The sequence below is a fragment of the Vibrio sp. Of14-4 genome, from assembly GCF_022347625.1.
GTDB lineage: Bacteria > Pseudomonadota > Gammaproteobacteria > Enterobacterales > Vibrionaceae > Vibrio > Vibrio pristinus.
The window spans coordinates 251,526-276,833 of sequence record NZ_JAKRGI010000001.1 but is presented as its reverse complement, the minus strand read 5'-3'; the positions used below and the strand labels follow the sequence as shown (position 1 = coordinate 276,833).

Sequence of the window (25,308 nt, the reverse complement as noted above, 5' to 3'; positions counted from 1 at the left end):
TGTATTTTTGTACAATAAAGCTACTCACCTACTTGTCTTTTGAAAAAACAAAGTAATCTGTCCGACTTCGATGCCAAACTTCTTTATCTTAGTTAAATTGAATACATGGTTTTGATCTTGGCGATACAACCAATCGTCAAAAGACACCACCACAGTCGAGTCCTCTAGTTGAAGAGCAAAGTCATATTGCCACCGGAGAGCATTTCCGACTTGTGTTCCTTTTGCCATTCCAATGATGTCGTCTGCTCGTCCTTGATACTGACCTTGTTCTAGACGCTCTATACTCCATACGCGACGTGACTTTTCACCATCATCAAACACAAAGTCTTCCACAAGAGTAAGCGTGTTACCCTTTATTGTTCCAACTATGGCTACTTCAAATCTCCTTGTCTGCAGGTCAGTGTAATCTTGCACCATTCCCCAAGCTGTCGATTCTCCCTCGAAATATTCGAACAGATCGAAGTTAGGTTCATGTTCTCGATAGTCGTCAATGTCCGCGCTACAAGCAGTTAAGCCCAGAGCCATAAAAAGGGTATAAAATAAGCGTCTCACCTGCTTAAACATCAGTAACCCCCGATCAAATCTCGTCTCAAACTAGGATATTCGGTTTGAGGGGAAAGCCAAATAGCTAGAAACGCATCGTTAAATGCTTCTTCTTCTATCTTTCCGATCAACTCTGCTTTGTCGTTGGGTCGTGTGTAGAAAAATCGTCCATGATACCCATCGGTGACATAAGTCAAATTGTTACCCTCTTCAATATCTGGGAAGATAGCTTCAAGACGTTGAGCCCACAGGCTTATTGTACTTGATTCATACCCAAGTTTGTCCCACTGTTCAACGGTCGCCTTCACAAGCTGTTTCTGAGATATATCTCTTTGGTACGTAATGGAAAGTGCCAAAGGGTGCGGAGTGATGTCATCTCCAACAATATATCGACCATTGGGACTAAGAAGTTGCGACTTGTAAATGTCAAAGAATAACATCGACAACTGCGCCTGCCCCACACTAGACCATTGACTCCACTCATGTGGTGATTTTTCCAAGGCCGTTGAGGCTTTAGCACTAGCTGTCAGAGTTAGATAAGCTACCATCATCATTGCGTACTTCATGCCCATATACCCTTAGTATCATCAAGATAATAAGGAACCACTCAACCAGCAAAATGGCCACAACAGAAAAGAAAGGTAATCCAAACGCGACTGCGCCAAACTTCTCTCCCGCCATGTAGCTCAGTGCTCCAGCGATCCCTCCTATTGTTGATACGACCAACGCAGGGTAATGGCTCACAAATGGGTGTAAAAAGTGCACATACCAAGTAAACAACATCCAAAGAGCAGCAAGCCAAATTGGGAAGCCCTGATGCTCAAATTGAAACAGACCTAACATGATGTTTAAAAAGTCGACGATCAAACCTACGACTAAAATACTGGCCCAGTTTCGCCAGTGTAGCCATCCCTTAAAAGCCGATATAATCAGGGTTGTAACCACCAGAATTAACGTTAGATTCTGCCATTGATAATTACCAAAAACAGCGCATAGCCAAAGTACTTGGAACCATGTCGACGCTATGAGTAGCTGTTTCATCTTGTTCTCCGAATACTCAGAACTATGGACGTTGGAACGTCATGTGGACTGTACTGATCGACCGCGCTCGGAATCCACCCTCACAATAGCAAAAGTAATAGTTCCACATGCGGATAAACCTTTCATCGAACCCCAACTGTCGTACCCGCTTCTCAGAATAATTAAAGCGTGTATACCAGTCTCTTAATGTTCGAGCATAATCCTGGCCAATATCAAACAAATCTCTAAGTACCAGATCTGTGTGTTTAGTGGTCGCCTGGGTCAATGCCGTGATAGAAGGCAAAAAACCGCCAGGGAAAATGTACTTTTGAATGAAGTCGACGCTGTTGCTGTAATCGGCGTAACGCTGGTCGGCAATGGTAATCGCTTGAATAGCCATCAAGCCACCTGACTTAAGCAAAGACTGGCATTTTTCAAGGTATGAATTTAAAAACTGCTTGCCAACGGCTTCAATCATTTCAATCGATACTAGCTTGTCAAATTCGCCTTCAAGCAAACGATAATCTTTCTGCAATAAGGTGATCTTGCCTCCCAACCCTCTTTTTTCTATCTCTTGCTTTGCATACAGGTACTGCTGCTGCGAGATCGTCGTGGTGGTCACATGGCAACCATACTGCTCCGCCATGTATATAGCCATGGCGCCCCAACCCGTTCCAATTTCAATTACTGAATCGTTTTCACTCAGGTTGAGCTGCTGACACAAGCGCTCCATTTTGTTGATTTGAGCTTGCTCCAAAGTGTCCTGTTCTTTTCGATAAATACCTGATGAGTAAAGCATTTTCTGATCTAAGAATGTGTCATAAAGCTCATTACTCAAGTCATAGTGAGCTTGTATGTTCTTAGCAGAGTTAACCAATGTATTGCGATTGAGCCAGTGTCCGACTTGGTAGGCAAGTTTTGAGAACACACTGCTTTTCTTTTCAATCGAATCTAATGTTGCTAAATTTTGTGCCATCAGCTTCATCAGAGATGTCAAATCGCTACTTTCCCACCACCCATCCATATAAGCTTCACCTGCAGCTATGCTTCCTCCTTTGAGAAGTCGAGCATAAAAGGCAGGGTGTTTAACCTCAATTACCGCATGTGTTTCCCCATCAATTAAATCACCAAATCGTGTGGTAGAGTCTTCATCTGACCGTGATTCAAACGACTCTATGACAGTTAAGGAGCCATGTTGTAGCCTTTGCAAACAAGAAAATGCAAGGTTTCTTGCCGCTTTATATACAGGTGTTAATGCCTTGGGCAGAGGTAGCGTTTGTGAATTAATCATTGTGTCAGCTCCAAATTATTTTTCGACATTTCTATGATGAGTTGGTTGAGCTTCTTTACCCTGCCGATACTTAGGGTGAGAGTAAAAAGGGGCACCTTTGACCCAAAGCTTTAGTGCATGCCAATAAATCCCAACAAGCATTTTGACGGCGAGTACTGGTGTAACTATCAAATGCTTAAGTAGACTTCGAGAACTTAAAGTTCGCTGTTTCATTTTCATCGTGGCGTCAAATTGTTTGCCCTGACGATGGCACTCCAAATGGATAGATAAGTTTGGATTCATGGGCTTAATTTTCCATCGATATTCCTGGTCAATTGGATTAAATGGAGAGACATGAAATGCTTTTGAGTGAACCCAAGTATCCTCATTACATACATCCAACAGGTAGTAATATCTTTCATTCCATGGAGTATTACTTACCTCAGCAAGTAAGTAACGCCAACAATCCTGTTCGTCATAAATATAGTAAAAATTAACAGGACTGAAGTAGATGCCAAAATATCTGAGGTGAACCACAGCCTTCACACTCCCATTAAGACGCTCTCCCCCTAATTCGACAACCTTCTTAAGTACCGACTGTTTCAAGTCTCCGACTCCTAAGTAGTCACTGCGCTTGAACCTTGCCCAATGCCACCACTTGTCACCAAAGCCCCATATTTTTCTTTTGAGTCCTTCAAGCTCATCAAGATCCAGACACGGCATGAAGAGTGTATAGTCCAGCTCATGCTCTATCGGGGTGAAACGACGATGCCTCACATTACCAACAAGCAAACAACTTTTGAGCGCAGACGGCATATTAAGCCGCTCCCTTAGAACTGTGGCCTGAGCTGTAAGCCCTGACCCCTCGTACTACGTCTAGAGCACTTTTGACACCATCTTCATGAAAACCGTTGTACCAATAAGCCCCGCAGAACCAAGTGTTACAAACGCCATTAATTTCCTCTTTACGTGCTTGCGCTTTCATAGATTGACTATTAAATACCGGATGGTGATAGACGAAACGCCTGAGCACTTTACTCTGGTCTATTTGCTCGTTGCTATTTAGAGAGACACAAAAGGTTTGAGGCGCTGCTATGTGTTGCAGTATGTTCATATTGTAAGTCAACGTTGGGGCTAGTTTTTCTTCTTCTTCAGCGCCAGATAGTCGATAGTTCCATGATGCCCAAGCGGCTTTTCGTTTAGGCAGTATGCTTTCGTCAGTATGCAGCACCACGTCGTTAGCTTGGTATTCTAATTTGGATAGCACGGCATACTCAGCTGAGCTTGCGTCTTTCAGCATCTTAAGTGCTTGATCACTATGACAGGCAAAAATGACATGGTCAAAACGTTCACTGCGCCCATCAAAATGAACCGTAACACCCGCTTGGTCCCGAGTCACACCATCCACAGGTGTGTTAAGGCGAATTCTGTCTGAAAATCCTTTCGTCAAAGGGCCTATATATTCTCGCGATCCACCTTTTATGACGTACCATTGAGGACGATTAGTGATATCAAGCAATCCATGATTTAAAAAGAATCGTGCGAAGAAAGCCAGTGGAAAGGCTCTCATGTCAGCCAATGTAGAAGACCAAATTGCAGCGCCCATGGGAAGAATATAGTTGTCGCAAAAAAAACGACTAAACCCCTGAGACGTAAGGAACTCATCCAATGTTATGTCTTGGCATTCATTTTGGTTCGCAATAGCTTTAACCTGTTTATTGAATCGGAGTATTTCAAAAATAAAGCGATAAAACTTTGGATTTAGCCAATTACGCTTTTGGGCAAACAATGTCGATACCGTATGACCATTGTATTCAAGCCCATTTGCATCGTTTCTTACGCTGAAACTCATTTGACTCGCGATCCCACTCACACCGATTTCGTCCATCAATTCGATGAAATTAGGATAAGTCCTATCGTTAAAAACAATAAACCCAGTATCAACAGCGTAGCTCTCTCCGTCTAGCTGAACGTCGACCGTGGCTGTGTGGCCACCAATATAATCATTGGCTTCAAACAAAGTAACGTTATGCTCTTTATGTAAATAATACCCACATGTTAAGCCTGAGATCCCAGAACCGATTATCGCTACATTCATGTTATTATTCCTTTTTTCATTGGGTAAGTAGCTTAGCCGTCAGTACATTCTGCCAGCGGTATGGAAGCGCGCCGATTAAACGCAAAATGGATGTGAATTTTTTCGGGAAATATATGTGGCTGCGTCCCTTTGCTAGGCCTTCTCTAATTTCTCTCGATGCTCGTTCAGATGAAATTAACATCGGCATATCGAAGGTATTTTTGTCTGTAAGTGGTGTTTTGACAAAACCAGGATAAATGATAGATACGTCGATTCCCTGTGGTTTAAGATCAAGTTGAAGCGCCCTAGCAAGATAACTCACCGCCGCCTTTGACGCTCCGTATGCTTCTGCTCGTGGCAAAGCAACTTCACTCGCAATAGAGCCTACGATAGCCAATCTTTGGCCCCTACTAAAATGTGGCTGGCAAGCTTCGATCGCATTGGTAAGGCCCAGAACGTTAATGTCGAAGACGCGCTTTACTAGTTTGGCATCAAGCTGTCCATCGTCGATATATTCGCAATCCCCTGCGTTCAATATCCACAAATCAGGAATGTGTTCTAATGACGATAGCGTATGTTTTGTGGCATCAAGATCGGTGAGGTCGAACGCCAAAGTATGAATATTTGCAAACTGGGAACTCAATTCATTCAAACGTTCTTGGTTTCGACCACATGCGTACACAGCAGCGCCAGTTTTAGCGTAGTCGATCGCTAACTGAAGTCCGATTCCCGATGTTGCTCCCGTAATCAAGACCGTTTTCATTTGCCTAACCTCACTTTGATTGCTTTTATCAACGACCCCAGTAAAGGCAAATTTTCGTAGAGCATTTCTCCAAGATCGAAGTAATCTCTGTGATAGATGACCCGACCTTGAGAGAATTTTAAGTGGCTAACGCCGTTGACATAAACAGTAGACCCACTAGATAGCTTGGGGTGCTCTAATGCCATTTTCCAAGTCAGAAACCCACTGTCTCCAGATTGCTGGTGTTCTATAATATCGAAGTCACAACGTTTCACATTGCTGTACAGGGTTTGGAAATAGCTTTCTAGCTCCGTCCATCCCTCTAGTTTGTGCGCAGCATCTTCGAACACAACTTCTTGATGATATACATCTGACAACAGGTGAAGGTTTGACTTGTTAAGCTTTTGATAAACCTCGCCGACTGTTTCTACGTCCATTGGATCACCTCTCGTTATGTTATACACATAAATTTCTTGTACAACATACAAACAATAGGTGAAACCGAAAAGTTGTACAAATAAAATTTTGTATAACTTATACGGTGACTGTTTCAAAGGGATCAAAAAAAGGCCTAGTTATAAACTAAGCCTTTTCAATTTATTAGGGCATAATTGAACCTATAATCCCTTCTATAGATCGCGCAAAGCAGAAATTCGCTTATCAAGTGGTGGGTGGCTCATCAATAGCTCTGTCACTGAACGTTTACCATTGATACCAAATGCCATAATTGAACCCTCAAGTTGTGATTCATGGCTGAGTTTAAGACGCTCCAGAGCGGCAATCATTTTATGCTTACCCACCAGGTTAGCGGCGCCAGCATCGGCATGAAACTCTCGATGACGGCTATACCACATAGTGATAAAGCTTGCTAGGAATCCAAATACCAACTCTAAAACGATCGACACACCGAAATACACCATCATATTGCTACCACCCTCTTCTTCATCGTTTGAAGAAACAATGTTGGCGATAAAGCGCGATAAGAAAATCACGAATGTATTCACAACTCCTTGCATAAGCGTCATGGTGACCATATCTCCATTTGCAATATGGCTAACTTCATGTGCCAACACTGCTTCCGCTTCATCACGGGTCATATTGTGAAGTAAGCCAGTAGATACAGCGACTAAAGAGTCATCCCGCTTTGCTCCTGTTGCAAAAGCGTTAATATCCGCTGAATCATAGATGGCAACGGTTGGCATTCCAATTCCGACTTGTTGAGACTGGCGGCGGACAGTTTCAAGCAACCAATGCTCAGTTTCATTGCGAGGGCTTTCAACCACCATACCGCCAACAGAGCGAAGAGCCATCCCTTTAGACATCATCAAAGAAATGAACGCGCCACCAAAACCAAATACTACTGCCATAACAAGCAGGCCAGAAAGACTACCAGGCTGCATTCCTGTGACAGAATAGACAATATTTAAAACAACACTTAGGACCAATACGACGGCCAAGTTGGTTGCCAAAAACAAGATTACACGCTTCATTAATTTTCTCCGACATTGAACTCTTTATAGTGTTCTCAATTTAGGCGGGTTAGCATTTATTAACACAAAACCAGATAAAGACTCTACACCGTTTGAACACTGATTATCTCTTTATTAGATATAGTCTATTGCTTTTAATTACAAGTGGTAGAAGCAAATTGCAACATTTAGTTTCTCACCCGTAAAATTCAACATCAAAATGCCAGAGCATGAATCCATAAGTGAGCAATTCTGAGATTAGACTTTTGTCTTATTGCTCATAAATGCACACATGTTAGATTGGGTAGTGATAGGATACTCATGTGTAAAAAGGAAACAATCATGGCGGAGACACACAATTACCAAATGGCTATTGATTTATTATGTTGCCACCTCGATATCTCGGAAGAGGAAGCTAAACAACAGCTCGGTATTTGCTCACAGCAACAGATGCAAAAGCATGTGGCTGAAACTCATAAATCCCTCATGACTGTCAGTCAAGAAAGCTAATTCTCTATTGTAAAAGGCTGCATTTCATTAGCAGCCTTTTTTGCTCGTATTCAAACCGCATCAATTAGGACATGTCAAAAAGCGTCGTAACATCTAGATATTGGGCGAGGTTTTTCTGCTTAATGCTTGGAATGTATGGGATCTCACCAAGTTTAGGCGCTGAGATTTTATTCTCGAGCATTGTAATAATATCAGCATAATGTTCGGTACCTGGATTAATTCTATTCGCAACCCATCCAATGACTTTCAACCCATCAGCTTCTATCGCATCAAGGGTTAACATAGCATGACTTAAACAGCCAAGTTTAATACCCACTACCAAGATCACTGGTAGTTTTTCCTGTTGCACCCAACTAGAAAGACATTCTTCGCCACTGACTGGTACCCGCCATCCACCAGCTCCCTCAACCAACACAAAGTCTGCCTTTTCCTTATGAATTGACAGCTTATCGCTGAGCACAGAATATTGGATATCCACACCTTCACGCTGCGCGGCAATATGCGGCGATGTTGGAAGCTCAAGTGGATAAGGATTGATATCTTCATATTCGGTTTCAACAGTCGATGCCTTCTGCAGATACAAGGCATCTGAGTTACGAAATCCGAGCGCTGTTTCTTGGCTTCCCGCAGCAACGGGTTTGTAACCAATCGTTTTTACCTCTTTTTGCGCAAGTGCATTGAGAATCGCAGTAGAGGCTACGGTTTTACCAACATCAGTATCCGTACCCGCAATAAAAAAAGCATGAGTCATATATGAATTACCCCCAAACAAACCTGATATGTAGCAGGCACCAAACCTTTATCATTTCGAAATTTTTGATAAGCCTGCTCGACGTTTTGCAACATACTACGACTAGTCAATCCCTGAGACCGTCCATGCACATAGCTAGCACCAATCCCTTTTAAGTCCCGCATTAGTGAAAATGCAGAATCATACCAGACCGTAATAGTAGGCAAGTCTAACTGATGACAATCAGAGCCAGATTGCGCTAACGCAATTTTTATCTCATCTATACTGCAAAAGTCGTTAACATGCTGATACTTATCAATCACACGCCACGCTTCTCTCAGCTCAGATAAAGAGCCATCAAGTAAGGTAGAAAAATATATGCCGCCATTGGGCTTTAACACTCTGCGCATTTCACGCAGCGGCTGGGATAAATCATCACACCATTGCAATGCTAAGCTAGAAAACACCAAATCTACCGATTGAGAAGCAAAGGGTAAGGATTCCGCATCACCCAGTTGATAGCGCATCTGCTCTACCCCACAACGCTCTCTCGCTTTGTCCAGCATTTTCTGCGATAAATCACAACAAATGACATTGGCACCTCGCTCTCTCAATAAGGCGGCAAAATAGCCAGTCCCACAGCCAAGATCCAATACGGTTTTGCCGTTAATATCATTTGGCAATAGCTCAAGTAACCGAGTCCCCACTTCTCTTTGAAAAGCCGCATGAGAATCGTAGGTTTCTGCCGCCTTGCCAAACGCCTCGGCAACAGCCGATTTATCAACATATGGCAAGGAATAATCTAAAATCGCCTGTTCCATTACGCTACCTTTTCTATCACCTGCTCTACTGCATTGGCTAAGGCCCTGACTTGATTTACATTATGATTCGCGGTCAATGTTATTCTCAGGCGAGCGGCGCCTTTAGTAACAGTCGGCGGTCTGATCGCGGTTAGCCACAAGCCCATATCTGACAAAGCCTTGGCAATTTGTACTGATGCGCCACTATCACCAATCAAAAATGGCTTAATCGGTGTTTCGGTTTCAATATAGCCATCAAACACCGAAAATCTTTGCTGATACTCACTTTGTAATTCTGCAAGCTTATCGCGCCTCCACTGCTGGACGCGAACCATTTCAATGCTATGGCTGATAGCATAAGCAAGCGAAGGAGGCATAGCGGTTGAATAGACATGATGTCTGGCGAACTGGGTAAAATAATCACCTAAGTCTTGATTGCACATAACCGCTGCGCCAGACAGGCCAAGTGCTTTACCAAAAGTGACGACAAGGATCTCGGGTTTTACATTCGCATTATGGCAACTCCCTCTCCCTTCATTACCAAGCACACCAATGCCATGAGCATCATCAACCATAAGCCAAGAATTTACCTGAGTAATATTATGGATATCAGCAAGCGGGGCTAAGTCGCCGTCCATACTAAACACCCCTTCTGTCACCACTAAACCACCAGAAGTTAACCTTCTTTTAAGATGCCCAATATCATTGTGACGAAAGCGCTTCATCGTCGCGGAGGAATGTATGCCAGCTTCAATCAAAGAAGCATGATTTAACTTGTCTTGTACAAGCAAATCTCCTTCTTTCATCAAGCTAAACAATACGGCTTGATTGGCTGAAAAACCTGAAGAAAACAAGATCGCTCGTTCAAAGCCAAGCCAATCACAAAGCGAGGCTTCTAAATCGGCATGGGCTTTTGAAAAGCCTGTCACCAAAGGCGAAGCACCACTACCGTTACCGTATAAATCAATTCCTCGCTGCCACGCTTGCGAAAGGGTTTTATCCGCCGCTAAGCCGAGATAATCATTACTTGAAAAATTAATATGCCTCTTTGACTGAAAGGACAAACTAGCGGTATTTCCAGCTTCAATCGTGCGTATGTTTCTTGAAAGCCCCGAATCTAAACGTTTTTCCAATTGTTTGGAAATGCGAGTATTAAATGGTGGCATCATAGAATAGATCGCCTTTTTCCGGACGTGCCGCCACTCTCTCAACCACGCGGTCAAGTAAATCATTCTCCTCAATTTCATCTGGACGTTGTGAGACTTCATGTCGATTGATACCGAGCTTATCAAACAGCTGCATATCTTTATCTTCCGAAGGATTCGGGGTGGTGAGGAGTTTACATCCGTAGAAGATAGAGTTAGCTCCAGCCATAAAACACAGCGCTTGCATTTGCTCGTTCATATCTTCTCGACCAGCAGACAAACGGACAGCGGCATTGGGCATTAAAATGCGCGCTATGGCGATTAAGCGAATAAAATCGAAAGGTTCCACATCATCAACGTCCTCAAGTGGTGTTCCTTTTACTTTAACCAACATATTTATTGGCACACTTTCAGGGTGAGTAGGAAGGTTTGCCAGCTCGACTAGTAGCCCAGCACGATCATTGGCACTCTCACCCATGCCAATAATGCCTCCAGAACATATCTTCATTCCGGCATCCCTAACATGGGACAAGGTATCTAATCTGTCCTGATAGGTTCGCGTTGTGATAATGCTGCCGTAAAACTCTGGAGAGGTATCCAAATTATGGTTGTAGTAATCCAGCCCTGCATCAGCTAGCTCGTTTGCTTGATCTGGTGTCAACATGCCCAAAGTCATACAGGTTTCTAGCCCCATGCCTTTTACACCTTTAATCATTTCAGTTAGGTGCGGCATATCGCGCGCTTTAGGGTTTTTCCATGCTGCCCCCATACAAAAACGTGTTGACCCTGCACTTTTGGCTTTCTGCGCGGCATCAAGTACACGTTCAACTTCCATCAAACGCTCTTTTTCGATATCGGTTTGGTAGCGCGCACTCTGAGGGCAATATTTGCAATCTTCTGGACAAGCGCCCGTTTTGATCGAAAGCAGTGTACTCACTTGCACATAATTATGTTGTTGGTGCTGGCGATGAACCAATTGCGCTTCAAACAAAAGATCCATAAATGGCTTGGCCATTAATGCTCTGACTCCTTCAACAGTCCAGTTGTGACGTGCTTCCACATGACTTCCTTATAGTTTGTTGTAATGAATGGCTTGGCTAGTCTAACCACACCATGTACACTGTCAACAACTTTTAAAATCAAAAGTTTACATTTGTTTGTTTTTTAATCTATGGTTTTTTATGGATCTTGACTTTGATCGTCGCCACATCTGGCACCCGTACACTTCAACACTTAACCCTTTAACTTGCTACCCTGTCACTTCTGCTGATGGTGTATACGTTCATCTCGAAGACGGGCGACAGCTTGTCGATGGCATGTCATCTTGGTGGGCCGCTATTCATGGCTACAATCACCCGCAGCTTAATCAAGCCGCTCACACACAAATCGATAAAATGTCCCATGTGATGTTTGGCGGCATAACTCATGATCCTGCAATCAATTTGTGTAAAACCCTACTATCTATGGCTCCCGAAAATCTAGAGCAAGTCTTTTTAGCCGATTCGGGTTCTGTAGCCGTTGAAGTCAGTTTAAAAATGGCGCTTCAGTATTGGCATAGCAAAGGCCAGCAGCGCACTAAGTTTTTGACCCTAAGAGATGGTTACCATGGTGACACCTTTGCCGCTATGTCTGTCACCGATCCTGAAAACTCTATGCATTCTTTATATAAAGGATTCTTACCTGAGCATATTTTTGCTGCATCACCCAAAACCGGCTTTCACCAAGATTGGAACGAAAGTGATCTTGATGACTTTAGAGACAAAATAACCCGGCATCACCACGAGATTGCTGCTGTTATTCTTGAGCCAATGGTTCAAGGGGCGGGAGGGATGCGAATTTATCACCCCAAATTTTTACAGGGTGTTCGCGCTTTATGTGATGAGTTTGGTGTGTTGCTTATTCTTGATGAAATCGCAACAGGCTTTGGTCGCACAGGCAAGCTGTTTGCTTGTGAGCATGCTGGTATCAAACCAGATATTATGTGTGTAGGCAAAGCGCTGACAAGCGGCTATATGACGCTCTCTGCAACATTGACGTCAAAAGAGGTGGCAGATACAGTTTGTTCAGGAGAAGCAGGCTGCTTTATGCATGGCCCTACTTTTATGGCTAATCCGCTCGCCTGCGCTGTGGCGGGAAAAAGTCTTGAACTTTTGCAGCAAGGTGAGTGGCAAGCGCAAGTTGAAACAATTGAAGCGAATTTCGCGGCGCAGTTACCTAGATTGCTTAACTATGATTTGGTCAAAGATGTACGCTGGTTAGGTGCGATTGGCGTTGTGGAAACCAAGCGCCCTGTGAATATGGAAGCCATTCAAGCTTTATTTGTGGATCAAGGCGTTTGGATAAGACCCTTTGGCAAGCTTATCTATATGATGCCACCTTTTATCAGCCAAGCTAAGCATATACAGGCCCTAGTTGATGCGATAGAAAAAGCGCTTCAAGACCCGAGTTGTTTCCAGTAAAGCGAGCAACCTCCTTTCGAAAGAGTCGATAACCAAAAGGCCCATTGACTGGGCCTTTTTAGGATTAATCTTGTTCAATCATCCAACGTTTGAAGTTTTTACGCTCTTCATTACTGGCCTTTAAATACCACAGTTTTAACTGCAAAGTACTCTCGGTTTCGGTCACACCTGCAATGGTAGTGGTTTTGCGCTCACCAGAGGTTACGGCTTCACCTTGCTCTAGCTTGGCAAGCTCAGCTTTAAGCTCAACTACCTTGCCCGAATCAAATACTAGACCGCGTTCTTTATTATAGTTTTCAACCAGTAGCGGCACATTGGAATAGGGGAAAACACCCTCAGCAGGGGGCAGCATTTGCTGTGAATCTTCAACCGGCTTGCCGTCTATTGTGAACTCAAAGATAGGTTGTTTTTTATTTACGTTGCGATCTATTTTATTCAGCTTATTGGATACAAGCTCAACTTTAAGTGTTTGGGCACCAGTAAGGTCCAAAGTAACAATATAGGGGCGCGACGAGTAATACTTACGTTTGTTGTTGTCTTTAAGCTTGCCGGCAAACTCAAACACAAGCTGGTTTTCACCTTCTACAAAATCAAGGTTATCATCCTTAACTTTTTTACCATTTAACACTGGCACCGAAATACCACTGGCTAAGTCTAATTCAACCGCTAAAGCGGAGTAAGAAACAGCGGATGCCAATACAGCAAGAAGAAGAGTGTTGATCGTTTTCAATCTGGTATTCCTTTAAAAATAACAAAAGCCAACGCTAGGCGTTGGCTTAAATAATACCCTAATTAACAAGTAATTAGAATGTGTAGTATGCGCCTACCAAGAAAGTATCTGCATCTAGACCAGCACCTGAGGCAAGATCATCACTACTAGCGCCATCAAAGTCATTAGACGTTTCAGCCGTTTGGTACTCAGTAAAGATAGTTACGTTGTCTAGCAGTGAGTATTCTACACCTAGCACTAGGTTAGTAACATCACCGTTTGCGTTAACGTTAGTTCCAGACATTTCATCTAAAGCGATAACATCATAAGTTGCGTACAGACGAGTCTTATCAATTGTGTACTGAGCTGCTACGCCGTATGCATCACCATCAGTGTAAGCATAGTCATACTCTTTATCGCCAATCTTAACTTTGTCACCGAATAGACCAAATGAGTTTACACCTTCGTATTGAGCATAAGTCGCTGCAAAGAAGAAGCCACCGTATGTTACTGACGCAGATACACCACCTACTTGGTAATCAACAGTCTCAGATACTTCACCATTTACAAGAGAAGCACCAACAGAGAACATATCGTTGATAGCCCAATCTAAAGACGCACCGTAAGTGTTATCGATGTCTTTGTTAGCTTCTGTGTTAACATCAGCAACAAATACTAGACCATCTGTTAGCTCTGCTTTAAATACGATACCGTTGCCTTCAGACTCAGAACGGTGACCGCCCGCAGCGCCTAGGAATTGACCTTCGTTAGTGATATCACCTTTTTCAATCGCATCTGTTGAAGCTGCTAGATCACCCACTTCACCAATTGCAACACCCCAAGTATCAGTTTTAACACCAACATATAGGTCGTCGAACTTTGCGTTGTTATCTGTTTCTTCTGAATCAAAACCTGTGCTTGATTCAATTTCAAATGATGCAAAGCTAGTTAGTGTGTCGCTTACTTTGTGCTCAGCGTCTAATTGGATTTTACCCCAAACCATAACTGATGGGTCTGTCTCATCTTCAAATTGACCTGAACCTTTAACATTCGCGGCCTTGATATCCTTTGATGCTACAAACGCATCAACTTCACCAGATAGCGATACTTTAGAAGCATCTGTTGAATAAATTTCAGCCGCATTTACGTTTGCTGCCGCTGCTAGAACTGAAAGAGCTACTAGAGTCTTTTTCATAATAATCCACTGCCTTTTCTATAGAATGAAGGTAAACCTTTTGAGGTTTCCTTGATGTTTTTTGATGACAACTCCGAACTCTAACTGGTCAGATGTTGTCGCCATTAAATTGCGGGACTAGATTGCAAAAGAATTATCTCAGTGTCAAATACTATAAATAAAATGACTAAAAAAATGTAAAGATCATAAAAAACATGTACTTATTCTGACATGCAACCCCTATTAGAGTGCATTTTATACAAAAAAATCAAATTATCATTATTGAGAAAAACCGTGAAAATCGACATTTAAGCCTGATAAGTGTTTTGTTAGTGTTAATAAACAGAATAAATAACTAGTAAAAAATCACTTATAAAGAGATATCTTTCTTAGTCTCATTACGCTTGCTAAGTTTTTGAAGGTTCAGTTTTTTTTTGTGAAGAAGATCTACAATTTAAACGAAAGCACATTTTTCACTGCACTACTTACCGTTTAGGCAAATGTGCTATCATCGCCTTTCGACATCGAAGGCCTCCGTATGACAACCAGTAAAATTCAAAAAACCATTCGAACCAGCTACCAGAATTTGCAATCACAAATGGATAATTTTATTCCTCGTCGAGCTCAAAATTACCTGACGGCAGAAATTACGAAATCCTTGTGTGGTGACTATCATAAAACAACACGGATGATTGTCGCTGAGGCGGGAACCGGGATTGGAAAGTCTTTGTCTTACTTAATGGCAAGTATTCCGGTTGCTTTACATAACAACCGCAAGGTCGTCATTTCCACCGCCACGGTTGCACTTCAAGAACAACTGATCAATAAAGACTTACCTTTATACCGCAGGCTGATTGATAAAGAGTTTTCATTTATTCTCGCCAAAGGTAGGCAACGTTATTGCTGCGCCGAAAAGCTGGCGGCAGCCAGTGGTGTTGATGGTGGGCAAATAGCCATGTTTGATACCAAAGCCAAAGCAAAAGATATCGAACAACTGCAACTCATGTTTCAAAAACTGGCGCAAAACAAGTGGGATGGCGACAGAGATTCCTGGCCAAAGCCGATAGATGATGCAATTTGGCAATCTATTGTCAGTGATAAGCACAGCTGTAATCTGAGTATGCCAGCACATAGAAGCTGTCCATTTCAAAAAGCACGTGCAGAGCTGGATAAAACCGATGTGATCATCGCCAATCACAGTCTGGTCATGGCTGATGCCGATCTTGGCGGCGGCGTTATTCTTCCTGAACCAGAAAATACCATTTACGTCTTTGATGAAGCCCATCACCTTCCTCATGTTGCCAGAGATCATGCCTCTGCTGCGGCAAGTTTAAAAGGTGCGGCCGCTTGGCTCGAAAAACTCAATCAATCAGTGACAAAGTTTGCCAACCTTGCTGATGAGAAAAGAGTAGCTCGTTTTCGTAATGAGCTGCAAGCTTCAATCCAAGAGCTTATCCCATCACTCACGCAGCTTGCGAGCCGATTTGATGCAACGCAATTTGAAGATGGATGTTACCGCTTTGAACATGGTGAATTACCTGATTGGTTAGAGCAAGAATCAAAGCAGTTAAAGAGTCTAACGCAAAAAGGCGCACAATCAGTAACCAAAGTGGCAGAGTTGATTGCAGAAAGAGTCAAAGATGGCGAACTTTCCAATCGCTTGGCAGAGCCTGCATTGGCTGAACTTGGTTTTTTCATACAGCGTATGGATAATTTAGCGCAAGTATGGAGCCTGATGGCCCAGCCTCTAAGAGAAAAAGGAGCGCCTCTGGCTCGGTGGTTAGAATTAGCGCCAGAGCGGGAAGGTGACTTTGTGGTCAATGTCTCTCCTTTAGAAGTAGGCTGGCAGCTAGACCAACAAATTTGGAGCCGCTGCATTGGCGCGGTGTTGGTGTCAGCAACTTTGCGTGCTTTAAACTCGTTTGGCTTTTTTTGCCGCCAAGCAGGTATTAGTGAAAAACCAGAAGATGGTGTGAAATTCCTTGCCTTAGCCTCACCATTTGATTATCAGAATCAAGCAGAGCTGCTGATCCCTAAAATGCCATGCGAGCCATCAGCAACCCAGTTTACACAAGTCTTAGTCGACACCCTACCCGATCTTATCCAAGAAAATAAAGCCAATCTGGTTTTGTTTTCATCTTATTGGCAAATGAATCAGGTGTTTGATTCTATCGCACCATTATGTAAGAAAAGTGGCTGGTCAATACAAGTTCAAGGTAAAACCTCGCGCTCAGAAATTCTAAATAAACATAAAACCTTAGTTCAATGTCAGAAAACTAGCGTATTATTCGGCACTGGTAGCTTTTCAGAAGGTCTAGACTTACCCGGTGAATTGTTGGAAAACCTGATTATTACTAAGATACCTTTTGCGGTGCCTACGTCTCCTGTTGAACAGGCTCACGCAGAATACATTGAAAGTAAAGGCGGGAATCCTTTCATGCAGATAGCCGTGCCAGAAGCGAGTAAAAAATTGATTCAATCTGTCGGTCGATTACTGCGAAAAGAGCGTGATTTTGGTAGAGTAGTCATTCTTGATCGACGCTTAGTAACAAAGCGTTACGGACAAGCTCTAATTGATTCACTGCCACCGTTTAAACTTATCATCGAATAATTAAGATATTGTATGGAATTTTTTGAACCGACATTATTGTTGGTACTGGCCTTAATTGCCTTTTTGGCCGGATTTATTGATGCTGTTGCTGGCGGCGGTGGCATGCTGACCGTGCCTGCTCTGCTCTCCTTGGGGCTGCCCCCTCATATTGCGCTTGGCACCAATAAGCTAGCTGCAAGTTTTGCTTCTTCGACCGCCGCCTTTACCTACTACAAAAAACGTTTGTTCAAACCAAAATGTTGGAAACGTGCTTTTCTCTCCACGCTCATAGGGGCAACAGTCGGAACACTTGTGGTTGACCTTATCAGCACAGAGTGGCTGGAGAAAATTCTGCCACTTATTATTTTGCTTGCCGCTTTTTATACCATTTGGCACAAAACCCCAGTCAGTATAAGCAATGATATACCAGAGCCTTGCCCTAAGTTTAATAAAAAGCAGTATCTTCAAGGATTTAGTATTGGTTTCTACGATGGGCTGGCTGGACCGGGAACGGGCGCATTTTGGACAGTAAGCTCCATGGCTTTGTATCGCCTTAATATATTGCTGGCTTCTGGTTTATCCAAAGCAATGAACTTTACCAGTAATTTTACCTCTTTGGTCACCTTTGCAATACTTGGTCATATAGACTGGGTTTTGGGGCTAACAATGGGAATATGTTTGATGGCAGGTGCCTTTGTTGGTGCTCATTCAGCCATTCGTTTCGGTGCTAAGTTTATCCGACCTGTTTTTATTACCGTGGTAAGTGTATTGGCGGTTAAACTCGCTTACGAAGCTTGGTTTATGCCCGTATGACGAGTCTTAGTGTGCTGTCAGATTTATTGGGCCAACTGGAGTCTCAAGCAATCCAACGAGATAAGCAGTATGGTGATTACCATCGGCCTCTATTTGATCAAGCCTTATTTCACTGTCAGTCTGCACAATTGCATCCTTATATTGCAGAAGCCAAGCAAACATTTGATAAGCTCGCTACCCAAGTGAAGTTAGCCCCAAATCGCGCCCAAGTGAGTTATTTGGCGGAAAAGCTTATTTATCAAATTGATGCACTCAAAAAGGAACTAGATTCCTTTGATGTAAGGCAACAAGAAAACCGCCAAAGACCATCACAACAAAATGATCTCATTCAGCTCTACCAAAACCTTGCCCAACATCAAACGTGGGAATCACAACTCAAAGCCATTGTCACTCAGTCAGAGCAAATATACAGCCAAGCGACGGGCAAAGATAAAGGGCTTTCTTTTCAAAAACTCGAGGCCGCCCGAAGGCGCTTACAGCGCTGCCAACAAGCTAAACTCAGAATAGAAAAACACATTACCTATAAAGAGCGAAATCAGTAATATGTCATCTCCCGATCTGGAACAGGCACCGGATGAAATTAAACTTGCGGTAGACCTAATTTATCTCATCGAAAGCCACAACATAGACCCTAAAGTTGCGCTCGAAGCAATCAAGATAGTGAAGTCAGATTTAGAAAGAAAGCTGGAGGACAACCAGTGAGCTATTCATTAAACATCAATATGGAAGACTTCTTGGCCAATTATTGGCATAAGAAACCGACCATTATTAAAGCAGGCTTTTCCAATTTCATTGATCCAATATCGCCTGATGAGCTGGCAGGTTTGTCCATGGAAGACGAGATTGATTCACGTTTTATCAGTCACCAAGAAGGTAACTGGTCTGTCGAACATGGTCCGTTTGAAGACTCTCTATTTGAGAACTTACCACAAACTCATTGGCAATTAGTTGTTCAAGCGTGTAACCATTGGCACGCAGGCACAGCAAAACTGGTTCAGCCTTTTAAGGCTTTGCCTCAATGGTTGTTTGATGATTTGATGGTTTGTTACTCGGCCCCACAGGGTGGTGTTGGCCCCCATATCGACCAGTATGATGTATTCATTGTTCAAGGGAGCGGAAAACGTCATTGGCGCGTTGGTTCCAAAGATGAGGGGCAGTATCAAGAATCTATCCAAGCGGGCGCCCTTCGCCAAATCACTGGATTTGATGCCATTATAGATCAGGTTTTAATGCCAGGAGATATACTCTATATTCCCCCCGGGTTCCCACACGAAGGTGATACGCTTGAGCCAAGTATGAGCTACTCTGTTGGCTTTAGATCACCCAAAGAGCGCGAGTTATTAAGTCATTTTGCAGATTATATGATCGCGAATGATCAAGGTGATCAACATCTTCACAACCCAGATATGAAGCCTCAAACCAAGTATGGAGAAATCCAAACCAGCGACTTGGACAAGATGACGGCCATGTTGCGTAGCGCACTGCAATCCGACAGCGATATTCATCATAGTATTGGTGCCCTGCTCAGCCAGTCTCGCCATCAGCTTGATGTTATCGAGCCAGACACACCAGTCACTGCGATTGAAATACAAAGTCATTTAAAAGATCTAGGCTTACTGCGCAAAGTATCTGGGCTGAAAGCGCTTTATCTGCAAAATGCTGCTTCTTGCGTTTATATCAATGGCGAGACCTACCATACAGAGTCTGAGCACTTAGTGGACCTTTTATGTAACCAAACCCAAATAAGCTATCAAGATATCCAAGGTCAGCTAGCACAAGCCGATATTGAACTGCTTGTATCACTAGTCAATGCTGGTTTGTGGTATTTGGACTAGAAGCATTTAAACCAATTAATGAATACAGGCATTGTTATCTGTAGTAGCATGAATTATTTACCGCGAATTCCAGTTCCAAGGACTCTAATCATATGAAAGTCATATCATTTAATATCAATGGCCTAAGAGCCAGACTTCATCAGCTTCAAGCAATCATAGACAAACACCAGCCTGATGTCATCGGCCTACAAGAAATCAAAGTTCACGATGAAGCGTTCCCATTGCAAGAAGTCGAAGCCATGGGCTATAAGGTCTATTTTCATGGCCAGAAAGCACATTATGGTGTGGCCATGCTGTGTAAAAAAGAGCCTATTTCTATTCGTAAAGGATTTCCAACCGACAATGACGATCATCAAAAGCGCATGATCATGACAACGGTCGAGGATGACAATGGCGAAAAGGTCACCATCTTAAACGGCTATTTCCCTCAAGGCGAGAACATAGAGCACGAAACTAAGTTTCCATATAAGCGCCAGTTCTATAAAGACCTAATGATCTACTTAAATGAGCATCACAACAACAATGAACAGCTTATTGTGATGGGTGATATCAATATTAGTCCGTTAGACTCAGACATTGGTATCGGTGAACCAAATAGAAAACGTTGGCTCAAAACGGGCAAATGTTCGTTCCAGCCTATAGAAAGAGAGTGGCTACAAACTCTACTAGACTGGGGTTTTGTCGATACATTCCGCAAGATACACCCTGATACTAACGATCGTTTTTCATGGTTTGATTATCGCTCCAGAGGCTTTGATGATAACCGTGGCCTGCGAATTGACGTGATTTTAGCAACGCCGTCTCTAGCAGAGAAATGTATTGAGTCAGACATAGACTATGAACTGCGCGGTATAGAAAAGCCATCAGATCATGCGCCAATATGGTCATGCTTTAAGTAAAGCCTTCAGTTCCAGTAAAACTGGGGATAACAAAAGAGCTGGCACAATCTAATGTGCCAGCTCTTTAATTTTGATAGACGTGTTTTAGAGTCGATTAAATCGCAATAAAGTCGGCTTCAACCACAGGATTTACGTCAGCGTCGTAGTCCACACCCGTCACACCAAAACCGAATAGCTTTAAGAACTCTTCTTTGTACTCTACGTAATCGGTCAAATCTTTCAGATTTTCGCTGGTAATTTGTGGCCATAGGTCGCGGCAATGTTGTTGAATGTCATCACGCAGCTCCCAATCATCCAGACGCAGGCGATTTTTGTCATCCACTTCCGCAGCGCTACCATCAGCTTTATACAAACGCTCATTAAACATACGGAAGATCTGTTCCATACACCCTTCGTGTACACCCTCTTGGCGCATTTTCTTAAACACCATAGCGATATACAGTGGCATAACTGGAATTGCTGAACTTGCTTGAGTTACCACAGATTTGAGTACCGCAACATTAGCACTTCCGCCTGTTACTCCAAGCTTTTCATTTAGGGCTGTTGCCGCTCTATCTAGGTCCATTTTAGCTTTACCTAGAGCGCCGTCCCAGTAGATAGGCCAAGTTAACTCTGTACCGATGTAGCTGTAAGCAACGGTTTTGCAGCCTTCTGCCAATACACCTGCGTCAGACAAGGCATTGATCCAAAGTTCCCAGTCTTCACCGCCCATGACAGTCACTGTGTCTTGAATTTCTTGCTCAGTCGCTGGCTCAACGCTTGCTTCGATAATCACATCTTTATTGGTATCGACAGCCGTTGACGTATAAGTTTGACCAATTGGCTTTAGTGAAGAGCGAATCAATTCACCCGTTTCTGGCATTTTACGCACTGGCGATGCCAATGAGTAAACCACCATATCAATCTGGCCTAAGTCTTGTTTGATAAGCTCAATTGTTTTTTGCTTGGCTTCATTGGAAAAAGCATCGCCATTAAGGCTTTTTGCATACAGGCCTTCTTCACGAGCCAGCTTCTCAAATGCTGCCGCGTTATAGAAACCAGCCGTACCAGGCTTTTTCTCTGTACCTTCTTTTTCGAAGAAAACGCCGATAGTCGAAGCACCACCACCAAATGCCGCAGCGATACGAGAAGATAGACCGTAACCACTGGATGCACCGACAACTAACACACGTTTTGGAGCATTTGCAATTGGGCCTTGCGCCTTTGTATAAGCGATTTGTTCTTTTACGTTAGCTTCACAGCCCACTGGGTGTGTCGTTGTACAGATAAATCCACGAATTCTAGGTTTGATGATCATATTCAGCTTCCTTTAAAAAACCCCGCTAGGATAAAAGGTTCAGCAATTATTCGCATCTAATTTCTGTAAAAATCTACTCAAAATGCAAGTGGTTGGATGTCTTTCATCCAAGTTTTAGATTTCGAGCAAAAACAAAGGCACCGCTTGGGCGCCTTTGATTAGGAGGTATAGTAGATGTTAGGCAACACTATCGAGCTTTGCTTTGCCTTTCTTGGATTTGCCGCCCGTTGTTACTTGGCTCAAATCATGACTAAAGTCATCCACTTGAATAGCTTTATAGCGCAGCGCTTCAGCCGCCATAATTTGTTCCACTTCATCTTCATTGAACACATCTGCTGCCAGAGCTTGCTCGAGGCGCTCTTTAAGCGGTCCTTTGCGGTCGACTTTACCTTCCTGAGCTGCCCTCATAAGTTTTCTCTCAAGCCCTTTAATGCCGTACATGGCAAGGAAGGCTTCATCCATCAAACCAACCGCATCATCTTGCTCTTTGCCCACATAACAAAGATGAGTGAGTCGGTCGCGGTGAACGCCCGGAGTCATCAGACTTTCAGCTAGTTTTACCGTCAAGTCGTCACTTGGCTTGTTGAAATGATTACCAAGAGGGAATATCAAGCCTTTAAGCAACACACCAACCATTTTCTGTGGATAGTTACCAAACACTTCCGTCAGAGCTTGGGCAGCATTATGTAAACAGTGCTGAACAGAATAGTGAACATAATCCAAATCTTGCTGCTGACGCCCTTCGTCCTCATATTTCTTCAGCGCTGCTGAGCCCATATATAGGTAAGCCAGTACATCACCAAGACGAGCGGAAATCATCTCTTTACGTTTCAAATCGCCGCCCAACGTTGCCATGGCGATGTCTGCACTCACTGCCAAAGCGCGGCTGAGGCGAGTTAAGTCCTTGTAATACACTTGGGTTGGGCCGCTCATATCGGCTTTAACAAAGTAAGAGCCTGTCAGAGCCGCGCCGAATGCACCAAAAGTATTCTTAGCCGCGTGAGCTATATGCTTAAATAACAAGTCATCAAACTCTTTCGCACCCTGCTCTTGATCTTGGTTAGCCGCGGCTTCCATTTCCTTGAGAACGAACGGATGACAACGGGTTGCCCCTTGACCAAATATCATCAGATTACGAGTCAGGATATTCGCTCCTTCGACCGTGATCGCAACAGGAATACCAAGATAATGAGTAGCAAGATAATTCATAGGGCCATCTTGAATCGCGCGCCCGGCATGAATATCCATTGAATCATTTAAAATGGTACGGGCCATCTCTGTCATATGGTATTTAGCGATGGCGGTGACAATTCCCGGCTTTTCTTTTAAATCCAGCGATGTGGTAGTCAATGTGCGGCTGGCTTCTAGAAGATACGTCAAGCCACCGATTCGGCCCAGTGCTTCAGCGACTCCTTCGAACTTACCAATTGACATCCCAAACTGCTTACGTACATACGCATAAGCGCCTGTCGTACGTGCCGTTAAGTGACCAATTGCTGTGCCTAACGCTGGTAATGAAATACCACGCCCTGCTGACAAGCACTCAACTAGCATTCGCCAGCCTCTACCCGCGTACTCTTGTCCACCAATCAGCCATTCCATAGGAATAAAGACATCTTTGCCTCGGGTTGGGCCATTCATAAACGCTAATCCCATAGGATCGTGACGCTCGCCTATTTCGACCCCTTTGTGATCTGCAGGGATCAGCGCACAGGTAATACCGAGATCTTTCTTGTCACCAATCAAACCTTCAGGATCGTACATTTTAAAGGCAAGGCCCAATACGGTGGCCACTGGCGCAAGCGTGATATAACGCTTGTTCCAATTGAGGCGAATACCTAGTACCTTTTTATTCTTGTATCTCCCATAGCAAACCACGCCTTCATCTGGTATGCCACCAGCATCAGAACCTGCTTCAGGGCCTGTTAAAGCAAAACACGGAATATCGGTGCCATCAGCCAAGCGTGGGAGCCAGTAATCCTTCTGCTCTTGCGTGCCATAATGCGATAACAACTCACCTGGCCCAAGAGAGTTAGGAACCATAACCGATACCGCCGTACTGATACTGCGTGTCGCTATTTTGGTAACAATGGTTGAATTAGCAAGCGCTGAAAATTCACGTCCGCCATATTCTTTTGAAATAATTAACGAAAAGAAGCGTTCTTTACGCAAATATTCCCAAACCTCTTTTGGTAAATCTCTGTCATGCTTAACAATCTTGTGATCGTCTAGCATAGAGAGCAAAGTTTCCAACTCGTTATCAACAAAAGATTGCTCTTCCGCCGATAAACTTGGCATCGGGTATTTGTGCAGCTTAGAAAAGTCCGGGCGCCCAGAGAAAAGTTCGCCATCCCACCAAACACTGCCCGCTTCCATCGCTTCTCGTTCCGTACTGGAAAGAGGTGGCAGTACTTTCTTGAACATTTTAAAAGCGGGGTCGCTGACCCATTTTCTACGTAAAGAGCACATAATAAGTTCCTTTTGTCACGAGTTGGTGGTCCAACTTATAATTGTTGTATCCCATTCTTAATCAGCCGCCACACCAGCAGCTAAGTAAGGAATAAGCTGATCGACGATATATTTAGCGTCCATCTGCCTTTCGTAATCATTTTCTGCAATTTCCATCAAAGCTTGACTTGAAGCCATAGTGAAAACGCAAGTTCCGAGCGTAAAGTGAAGCCGCCAAAACAAGGTTTCTTGAGTCAGGTTTGGGTTCGCTTTGAGTACCGATTGAGTAAACAAAGATAAAGCTTCTTGATAACGAGTGGTGATAAACCAACGCAAATGACCTTGTACATCGGTATACCCTCTGCCAATCAATAACATAAATCGGCTTGTTCCATTTGGCCTTATATCATTGAGTGCTCGTAGTGGACCTCTCAACGACTCAAAGACATCTGACATCGAGTAACTGTGATTGAGGTTAAGTGTAATCAACGCATCTTGAACTGCAGGCATGAAGGCTTCTAGGTATCGGTTCAACACCGCACGCACTAAGGTCTTTTTATCACCAAAATGATAATTGACCGACGCTAGGTTAACGCCAGCCTTGCTAGTGATTGTCCGCAGTGACGTGTCATTAAAACCATGCTCGGCAAACAAGGCTTCAGCGACATCTAGGATTTTGTCTTTGGTCGTCTGTCTCATCGATATTTCAATCGCTCGTATTAAACATCTGTTTGAAATATACAACCGAAACAAGTATTCAACAAGTTATTAACATCAC

At 43.4% G+C, this 25,308-nt stretch carries 26 protein-coding genes; 8 read left to right on the top strand and 18 right to left on the bottom strand.

Annotated elements, in window-relative coordinates; genetic code table 11:
* Nucleotides 1–24: 24 nt before the first annotated feature.
* From MHN79_RS01185 to htpX, 9 genes are all read right to left on the bottom strand, one after another.
* Nucleotides 25–564 (bottom strand): DUF3833 domain-containing protein, encoded by a 540-nt coding sequence (locus tag MHN79_RS01185; protein WP_239171339.1) that lies wholly within the window; start codon nt 562–564, stop codon nt 25–27.
* Complete coding sequence (locus MHN79_RS01180; protein WP_239171338.1) at nt 564–1,109, bottom strand: chalcone isomerase family protein; 546 nt, start codon at nt 1,107–1,109, stop codon at nt 564–566. Before MHN79_RS01180 ends, MHN79_RS01185 begins: the two co-directional genes overlap by 1 nt.
* Nucleotides 1,063–1,584, bottom strand: coding sequence for a DUF2878 domain-containing protein (locus MHN79_RS01175; protein WP_239171337.1), 522 nt, complete (start codon nt 1,582–1,584; stop codon nt 1,063–1,065). The genes MHN79_RS01180 and MHN79_RS01175 overlap by 47 nt, the downstream gene beginning before the upstream one ends.
* A 22-nt stretch (nt 1,585–1,606) precedes the next feature.
* A complete protein-coding gene (locus MHN79_RS01170; RefSeq protein WP_239171336.1) occupies nt 1,607–2,854 on the bottom strand; it encodes a cyclopropane-fatty-acyl-phospholipid synthase family protein in 1,248 nt (415 codons plus the stop codon).
* Nucleotides 2,855–2,869: 15 nt separating this feature from the next.
* On the bottom strand, nt 2,870–3,649 hold the full coding sequence (locus tag MHN79_RS01165; RefSeq protein ID WP_239171335.1) for a DUF1365 family protein: 780 nt from the start codon (nt 3,647–3,649) through the stop codon (nt 2,870–2,872).
* A 1-nt stretch (nt 3,650) separates the two neighbouring features.
* Nucleotides 3,651–4,931: an NAD(P)/FAD-dependent oxidoreductase gene (locus MHN79_RS01160; RefSeq protein WP_239171334.1), complete on the bottom strand. Its 1,281-nt coding sequence runs from the start codon at nt 4,929–4,931 to the stop codon at nt 3,651–3,653.
* A gap of 16 nt (nt 4,932–4,947) precedes the next feature.
* The gene (locus MHN79_RS01155; protein WP_239171333.1) at nt 4,948–5,673 is read right to left on the bottom strand and encodes an SDR family oxidoreductase; all 726 of its coding nucleotides are present in this window, start codon (nt 5,671–5,673) and stop codon (nt 4,948–4,950) included.
* A complete protein-coding gene (locus tag MHN79_RS01150; protein WP_239171332.1) occupies nt 5,670–6,089 on the bottom strand; it encodes a nuclear transport factor 2 family protein in 420 nt (139 codons plus the stop codon). The genes MHN79_RS01155 and MHN79_RS01150 overlap by 4 nt, the downstream gene beginning before the upstream one ends.
* A 192-nt stretch (nt 6,090–6,281) precedes the next feature.
* Nucleotides 6,282–7,142 carry a protease HtpX gene (gene htpX, locus MHN79_RS01145; protein WP_239171331.1) on the bottom strand — a complete coding sequence of 287 codons (861 nt, stop codon included), beginning with the start codon at nt 7,140–7,142 and terminating at the stop codon, nt 6,282–6,284.
* Nucleotides 7,143–7,463: 321 nt separating this feature from the next.
* Here htpX and MHN79_RS01140 point away from each other — a divergent pair, with 321 nt between their 5' ends.
* Nucleotides 7,464–7,631 carry a hypothetical protein gene (locus MHN79_RS01140; RefSeq protein ID WP_202408479.1) on the top strand — a complete coding sequence of 56 codons (168 nt, stop codon included), beginning with the start codon at nt 7,464–7,466 and terminating at the stop codon, nt 7,629–7,631.
* Nucleotides 7,632–7,695: 64 nt separating this feature from the next.
* Here the strand turns inward: MHN79_RS01140 and bioD are convergent, their stop codons facing one another.
* From bioD to bioB, 4 genes are read right to left on the bottom strand one after another with little or no spacing between them, the layout of a single operon-like run.
* Nucleotides 7,696–8,382, bottom strand: coding sequence for a dethiobiotin synthase (gene bioD, locus MHN79_RS01135; protein WP_239171330.1), 687 nt, complete (start codon nt 8,380–8,382; stop codon nt 7,696–7,698).
* Nucleotides 8,379–9,182 (bottom strand): malonyl-ACP O-methyltransferase BioC, encoded by an 804-nt coding sequence (gene bioC / locus MHN79_RS01130; RefSeq protein ID WP_239171329.1) that lies wholly within the window; start codon nt 9,180–9,182, stop codon nt 8,379–8,381. The genes bioD and bioC overlap by 4 nt, the downstream gene beginning before the upstream one ends.
* The gene (locus MHN79_RS01125) at nt 9,182–10,327 is read right to left on the bottom strand and encodes an 8-amino-7-oxononanoate synthase (protein ID WP_239171510.1); all 1,146 of its coding nucleotides are present in this window, start codon (nt 10,325–10,327) and stop codon (nt 9,182–9,184) included. Before MHN79_RS01125 ends, bioC begins: the two co-directional genes overlap by 1 nt.
* Complete coding sequence (gene bioB, locus MHN79_RS01120; protein ID WP_239171328.1) at nt 10,314–11,366, bottom strand: biotin synthase BioB; 1,053 nt, start codon at nt 11,364–11,366, stop codon at nt 10,314–10,316. The genes MHN79_RS01125 and bioB overlap by 14 nt, the downstream gene beginning before the upstream one ends.
* 121 nt (nt 11,367–11,487) lie before the next feature.
* Between bioB and bioA the strand changes: the two genes are divergently transcribed.
* Complete coding sequence (bioA, locus tag MHN79_RS01115) at nt 11,488–12,765, top strand: adenosylmethionine--8-amino-7-oxononanoate transaminase (RefSeq protein ID WP_239171327.1); 1,278 nt, start codon at nt 11,488–11,490, stop codon at nt 12,763–12,765.
* Between the two features lie 64 nt (nt 12,766–12,829).
* Here the strand turns inward: bioA and MHN79_RS01110 are convergent, their stop codons facing one another.
* Both MHN79_RS01110 and MHN79_RS01105 read right to left on the bottom strand, forming a co-directional pair.
* Nucleotides 12,830–13,495, bottom strand: a complete 666-nt coding sequence (locus MHN79_RS01110) for a DUF2057 family protein (RefSeq protein ID WP_239171326.1) — start codon at nt 13,493–13,495, stop codon at nt 12,830–12,832.
* Nucleotides 13,496–13,568: 73 nt separating this feature from the next.
* Complete coding sequence (locus tag MHN79_RS01105; protein WP_239171325.1) at nt 13,569–14,669, bottom strand: porin; 1,101 nt, start codon at nt 14,667–14,669, stop codon at nt 13,569–13,571.
* Between the two features lie 517 nt (nt 14,670–15,186).
* On the opposite strand from MHN79_RS01105, the gene dinG reads away from it, so the two are divergent.
* From dinG to xthA, 6 genes are all read left to right on the top strand, one after another.
* Nucleotides 15,187–17,259, top strand: a complete 2,073-nt coding sequence (gene dinG, locus MHN79_RS01100) for an ATP-dependent DNA helicase DinG (RefSeq protein ID WP_239171324.1) — start codon at nt 15,187–15,189, stop codon at nt 17,257–17,259.
* Nucleotides 17,260–17,271: 12 nt separating this feature from the next.
* A complete protein-coding gene (locus MHN79_RS01095) occupies nt 17,272–18,051 on the top strand; it encodes a TSUP family transporter (protein ID WP_239171323.1) in 780 nt (259 codons plus the stop codon).
* Complete coding sequence (locus MHN79_RS01090; RefSeq protein ID WP_239171322.1) at nt 18,048–18,593, top strand: primosomal replication protein; 546 nt, start codon at nt 18,048–18,050, stop codon at nt 18,591–18,593. Before MHN79_RS01095 ends, MHN79_RS01090 begins: the two co-directional genes overlap by 4 nt.
* A gap of 1 nt (nt 18,594) precedes the next feature.
* Nucleotides 18,595–18,753 (top strand): pleiotropic regulatory protein RsmS, encoded by a 159-nt coding sequence (gene rsmS, locus MHN79_RS01085; RefSeq protein WP_239171321.1) that lies wholly within the window; start codon nt 18,595–18,597, stop codon nt 18,751–18,753.
* 20 nt (nt 18,754–18,773) lie between these two features.
* Nucleotides 18,774–19,886 carry a cupin domain-containing protein gene (locus MHN79_RS01080; protein WP_239171509.1) on the top strand — a complete coding sequence of 371 codons (1,113 nt, stop codon included), beginning with the start codon at nt 18,774–18,776 and terminating at the stop codon, nt 19,884–19,886.
* A 92-nt stretch (nt 19,887–19,978) separates the two neighbouring features.
* On the top strand, nt 19,979–20,785 hold the full coding sequence (xthA, locus tag MHN79_RS01075) for an exodeoxyribonuclease III (RefSeq protein ID WP_160926850.1): 807 nt from the start codon (nt 19,979–19,981) through the stop codon (nt 20,783–20,785).
* A 94-nt stretch (nt 20,786–20,879) separates the two neighbouring features.
* Here the strand turns inward: xthA and fabV are convergent, their stop codons facing one another.
* The 3 genes from fabV to MHN79_RS01060 all read right to left on the bottom strand — a co-directional run bounded on the left by fabV (nt 20,880) and on the right by MHN79_RS01060 (nt 25,235).
* Nucleotides 20,880–22,082, bottom strand: coding sequence for an enoyl-ACP reductase FabV (gene fabV, locus MHN79_RS01070; RefSeq protein ID WP_239171320.1), 1,203 nt, complete (start codon nt 22,080–22,082; stop codon nt 20,880–20,882).
* A gap of 177 nt (nt 22,083–22,259) precedes the next feature.
* Complete coding sequence (locus MHN79_RS01065) at nt 22,260–24,551, bottom strand: acyl-CoA dehydrogenase (protein ID WP_239171319.1); 2,292 nt, start codon at nt 24,549–24,551, stop codon at nt 22,260–22,262.
* Between the two features lie 57 nt (nt 24,552–24,608).
* Nucleotides 24,609–25,235 (bottom strand): TetR/AcrR family transcriptional regulator, encoded by a 627-nt coding sequence (locus tag MHN79_RS01060; RefSeq protein WP_160927789.1) that lies wholly within the window; start codon nt 25,233–25,235, stop codon nt 24,609–24,611.
* Nucleotides 25,236–25,308: the final 73 nt, after the last annotated feature.